The sequence below is a fragment of the Colwellia sp. MB02u-14 genome (assembly GCF_014076915.1).
Lineage (GTDB): Bacteria > Pseudomonadota > Gammaproteobacteria > Enterobacterales > Alteromonadaceae > Colwellia_A.
Genome location: NZ_JACGUX010000073.1, coordinates 1 through 5,614, shown reverse-complemented (window position 1 = coordinate 5,614; position 5,614 = coordinate 1). Strand labels below are relative to the sequence as shown.

The 5,614-nt window shown below is 47.6% G+C and carries 1 tRNA gene and 3 rRNA genes; all 4 read left to right on the top strand.

The features are described from left to right. Positions 1-301: 301 nt before the first annotated feature. Positions 302-1,844, top strand: a 16S ribosomal RNA gene (locus tag H4J52_RS10325). Positions 1,845-1,950: 106 nt separating this feature from the next. Then, positions 1,951-2,027 (top strand) — tRNA-Ile (locus H4J52_RS10320). A 384-nt stretch (positions 2,028-2,411) separates the two neighbouring features. Next, positions 2,412-5,302: ribosomal RNA gene (locus tag H4J52_RS10315) — 23S ribosomal RNA — on the top strand. A 155-nt stretch (positions 5,303-5,457) separates the two neighbouring features. After that, a 5S ribosomal RNA gene (gene rrf, locus H4J52_RS10310) occupies positions 5,458-5,572 on the top strand. The 16S, 23S and 5S rRNA genes sit together here with 1 tRNA gene alongside, the layout of an rRNA operon. Positions 5,573-5,614: the final 42 nt, after the last annotated feature.

Below are 5,614 nucleotides of genomic sequence, written 5' to 3'. Positions count from 1 at the left end.
TATCTAACTCTTTACTTTGAGTAAATGAGTTTTTCTTTAACAATTAGTTATCATGCAATTTGTGTGGACACTCACATTACATTGATTTTACATAGTCGGTTCTTAATTCTCTCACGAGAGGCAAGAAAAGACGTAAAACAGTTTAATAATGATGTCACACAGATTAAGTATTAATTATCTCTTAGGAGATTAATTAGTACGTTTTATGTAGTTACTGCTTCTCTTTTAAGAGTTGTTGGTAACACGACAGAATTCATTGAGCAGATGTCTTGGTTTCGACTAAGCATCACAAACGATTTTTTAATTGAAGAGTTTGATCATGGCTCAGATTGAACGCTGGCGGCAGGCTTAACACATGCAAGTCGAGCGGTAACAGAGATAGCTTGCTATCTGCTGACGAGCGGCGGACGGGTGAGTAATGCTTGGGAATATGCCATATGGTGGGGGACAACAGTTGGAAACGACTGCTAATACCGCATAACGTCTACGGACCAAAGAGGGGGATTCTTCGGAACCTCTTGCCATTTGATTAGCCCAAGTGAGATTAGCTAGTTGGTGAGGTAATGGCTCACCAAGGCGACGATCTCTAGCTGGTTTGAGAGGATGATCAGCCACACTGGGACTGAGACACGGCCCAGACTCCTACGGGAGGCAGCAGTGGGGAATATTGCACAATGGGCGAAAGCCTGATGCAGCCATGCCGCGTGTGTGAAGAAGGCCTTCGGGTTGTAAAGCACTTTCAGTTGTGAGGAAAGGGGTGTAGTTAATAGCTGCATCCTATGACGTTAGCAACAGAAGAAGCACCGGCTAACTCCGTGCCAGCAGCCGCGGTAATACGGAGGGTGCGAGCGTTAATCGGAATTACTGGGCGTAAAGCGTGCGTAGGCGGTTTGTTAAGCAAGATGTGAAAGCCCAGGGCTCAACCTTGGAACTGCATTTTGAACTGGCAAACTAGAGTACTGTAGAGGGTGGTGGAATTTCCAGTGTAGCGGTGAAATGCGTAGAGATTGGAAGGAACATCAGTGGCGAAGGCGGCCACCTGGACAGATACTGACGCTGAGGCACGAAAGCGTGGGGAGCAAACAGGATTAGATACCCTGGTAGTCCACGCCGTAAACGATGTCAACTAGCTGTCTGTGGACTTGATCCGTGGGTAGCGGAGCTAACGCATTAAGTTGACCGCCTGGGGAGTACGGCCGCAAGGTTAAAACTCAAATGAATTGACGGGGGCCCGCACAAGCGGTGGAGCATGTGGTTTAATTCGATGCAACGCGAAGAACCTTACCATCCCTTGACATCCACAGAAGAGACTAGAGATAGACTTGTGCCTTCGGGAACTGTGAGACAGGTGCTGCATGGCTGTCGTCAGCTCGTGTTGTGAAATGTTGGGTTAAGTCCCGCAACGAGCGCAACCCCTATCCTTATTTGCCAGCGCGTTATGGCGGGAACTCTAAGGAGACTGCCGGTGATAAACCGGAGGAAGGTGGGGACGACGTCAAGTCATCATGGCCCTTACGGGATGGGCTACACACGTGCTACAATGGCAAGTACAGAGGGCAGCAATACCGCGAGGTGGAGCGAATCCCACAAAGCTTGTCGTAGTCCGGATTGGAGTCTGCAACTCGACTCCATGAAGTCGGAATCGCTAGTAATCGTAGATCAGAATGCTACGGTGAATACGTTCCCGGGCCTTGTACACACCGCCCGTCACACCATGGGAGTGGGATGCAAAAGAAGTGGCTAGTTTAACCTTCGGGAGGACGGTCACCACTTTGTGTTTCATGACTGGGGTGAAGTCGTAACAAGGTAACCCTAGGGGAACCTGGGGTTGGATCACCTCCTTATCTTGAAGTAAAAACAGTTTAATGGAAACCTCGGTTTCACGAGTGTCTACACAAATTACATGATAACAAATTAGAAGAAGAAAGCCCTTGGGCTTGCTAATAAGATAGGTCTGTAGCTCAGCTGGTTAGAGCGCACCCCTGATAAGGGTGAGGTCGGCAGTTCAAGTCTGCCCAGACCTACCAATTCACGCTGTGAATTGATTAACTTCTTCATTAAAGAAAAGACCAAACTTAAACTGTTCTCATGAACACGTTAAGTTTGGTTTTTTAAACCACGTTTTTAACCGAATGCGCGTTAAGAATGAGTTCTTTAACAATCTGGAAAGCTGATATAAATAAGATATTTATAAAGCAATGAACGGTGTCGCGCTGTGATTTGCACATTTTATAACTATCTACAAAAGCGATTAATAGTGAAAGCTGTTAATCAACATTTGTTTGCTCTTACTCAGAGTAAACATCTTATTCAAGACACATTTATTTGTGCGTGAAAATGTCAGACTTTACAATTGCCTTGGATTAGTCTCCGAGGTGTACTTCGTGTCGAAAGACTACTTAGGGTTGTATGGTTAAGTGACTAAGCGTATGTGGTGGATGCCTTGGCAGTTAGAGGCGATGAAGGACGTGTTAATCTGCGATAAGCATTGGTAAGGTGATAAAAACCGTAATAGCCAATGATTTCCGAATGGGGAAACCCACTGACATAAGTCAGTATCATTAAGTGAATACATAGCTTAATGAAGCGAACCAGGAGAACTGAAACATCTAAGTACCCTGAGGAAAAGAAATCAACCGAGATTTCGTTAGTAGCGGCGAGCGAACGCGAATCAGCCCTTAAGCTTATTGGGCGCTAGTGGAATGTACTGGAAAGTACAACGATACAGGGTGATAGTCCCGTACACAAAAGCAACCTTTAAGTGAAATCGAGTAGGACGGAGCACGTGAAACTTTGTCTGAATATGGGGGGACCATCCTCCAAGGCTAAATACTACTAACTGACCGATAGTGAACCAGTACCGTGAGGGAAAGGCGAAAAGAACCCCTGTGAGGGGAGTGAAATAGAACCTGAAACCGCATACGTACAAGCAGTGGAAGCCGGATTTAGTCCGGTGACTGCGTACCTTTTGTATAATGGGTCAGCGACTTATATTCTGTAGCAAGGTTAACCGATTAGGGGAGCCGTAGCGAAAGCGAGTGTTAACTGCGCGTTTAGTTGCAGGGTATAGACCCGAAACCCGGCGATCTACCCATGGGCAGGTTGAAGGTTGAGTAACATCAACTGGAGGACCGAACACACGTATGTTGAAAAATGCGGTGATGACTTGTGGGTCGGAGTGAAAGGCTAATCAAGCCGGGAGATAGCTGGTTCTCCCCGAAATCTATTTAGGTAGAGCCTCGCACGAACACCATTGGGGGTAGAGCACTGTTAAGGCTAGGGGGTCATCCCGACTTACCAACCCTTTGCAAACTCCGAATACCAATGAGTGATATGCGGGAGACACACTGCGGGTGCTAACGTCCGTTGTGAAGAGGGAAACAACCCAGACCGCCAGCTAAGGTCCCAAAGTACTAGTTAAGTGGGAAACGATGTGGAAAGGCATAGACAGCTAGGAGGTTGGCTTAGAAGCAGCCATCCTTTAAAGAAAGCGTAATAGCTCACTAGTCGAGTCGGTCTGCGCGGAAGATGTAACGGGGCTAAACTAGTCACCGAAGCTGCGGATTCATAATTTATTATGAGTGGTAGGGGAGCGTTCTGTAAGCCGTTGAAGGTGAGTTGTAAAGCTTGCTGGAGGTATCAGAAGTGCGAATGCTGACATGAGTAACGATAAGGGGAGTGAAAAACTCCCCCGCCGAAAGACCAAGGTTTCCTGTCCCATGTTAATCAGGGCAGGGTAAGTCGGCCCCTAAGGCGAGGCGGAAACGCGTAGTCGATGGGAAACAGATTAATATTTCTGTACTTCTATATATTGCGAAGGAGGGACGGAGTAGGCTAAATGAGCACGGCGTTGGTAGTCCGTGTGAAAGTACGTAGGTGGTTAACTTAGGTAAATCCGGGTTTTCATTCAACACTGAGATACGAGACGAGATTCTACGGAATTGAAGTCATTGATGCCATGCTTCCAGGAAAAGCTTCTAAGCTTCAGATATATAGGAACCGTACCCCAAACCGACACAGGTGGTTAGGTAGAGAATACTAAGGCGCTTGAGAGAACTCGGGTGAAGGAACTAGGCAAAATAGTACCGTAACTTCGGGAGAAGGTACGCTACTCTCGGTTAAACCCTTGCGGTGTAAGCTAAGAGTAGTCGAAGTAACCAGGTGGCTGGAACTGTTTATTAAAAACACAGCACTGTGCAAAATCGAAAGATGACGTATACGGTGTGACGCCTGCCCGGTGCCGGAAGGTTAATTGATTCGGTTAGCGTAAGCGAAGCTGATGATCGAAGCCCCGGTAAACGGCGGCCGTAACTATAACGGTCCTAAGGTAGCGAAATTCCTTGTCGGGTAAGTTCCGACCTGCACGAATGGCGTAATCATGGCCACACTGTCTCCACCCGAGACTCAGTGAAATTGAATTTGCGGTTAAGATGCCGTATACCCGCGGCTAGACGGAAAGACCCCGTGAACCTTTACTATAGCTTGACAGTGAACATTGCTCCTACATGTGTAGGATAGGTGGGAGACTATGAAACCATGTCGCTAGATGTGGTGGAGTCTACCTTGAAATACCACCCTTGTATGCGTGATGTTCTAACCTAGGGCCCTTATCGGGCCTGGGGACACTGTCTGGTGGGTAGTTTGACTGGGGCGGTCTCCTCCTAAAGAGTAACGGAGGAGCACGAAGGTTGGCTAAGTATGGTCGGACATCATACGGTTAGTGCAATGGCATAAGCCAGCTTAACTGCGAGACAGACACGTCGAGCAGGTACGAAAGTAGGTCATAGTGATCCGGTGGTTCTGTATGGAAGGGCCATCGCTCAACGGATAAAAGGTACTCCGGGGATAACAGGCTGATACCGCCCAAGAGTTCATATCGACGGCGGTGTTTGGCACCTCGATGTCGGCTCATCACATCCTGGGGCTGAAGTCGGTCCCAAGGGTATGGCTGTTCGCCATTTAAAGTGGTACGCGAGCTGGGTTTAGAACGTCGTGAGACAGTTCGGTCCCTATCTGCCGTGGGCGTTTGAGAATTGAAGAGGGCTGCTCCTAGTACGAGAGGACCGGAGTGGACGAACCGCTGGTGTTCGGGTTGTTATGCCAATAGCATTGCCCGGTAGCTACGTTCGGAACTGATAACCGCTGAAAGCATCTAAGCGGGAAGCAGGCTTTGAGATGAGTTCTCACTGGAGCTTTAAGCTCCCTAAAGGGTCGTTGGAGACTACAACGTTGATAGGTCAGGTGTGTAAGGACTGCGAGGTCTTGAGCTAACTGATACTAATTACCCGTGAGGCTTAACCATACAACACCCAAGTAGTTTTACTGCGAAGTGTTTGTAGAGACTGACAGAATAAATCACGCACTGTAATGCATTGAATAAGAAAACGCTTTTATATTTATTGCTCTGTTGAGCAACAGCTTTCAAGATTGGCTTATTAATTTAAGCAAAAGTTTTTGTCTAGCGACAATAGCACTGTGGCACCACCTGATCCCATTCCGAACTCAGAAGTGAAACGCAGTAGCGCCGATGGTAGTGTGGGAGTTCCCATGTGAGAGTAGGACATTGCTAGGCGCCTATTAAGAGAAGCCCGATTCGAAAGAGTCGGGCTTTTTG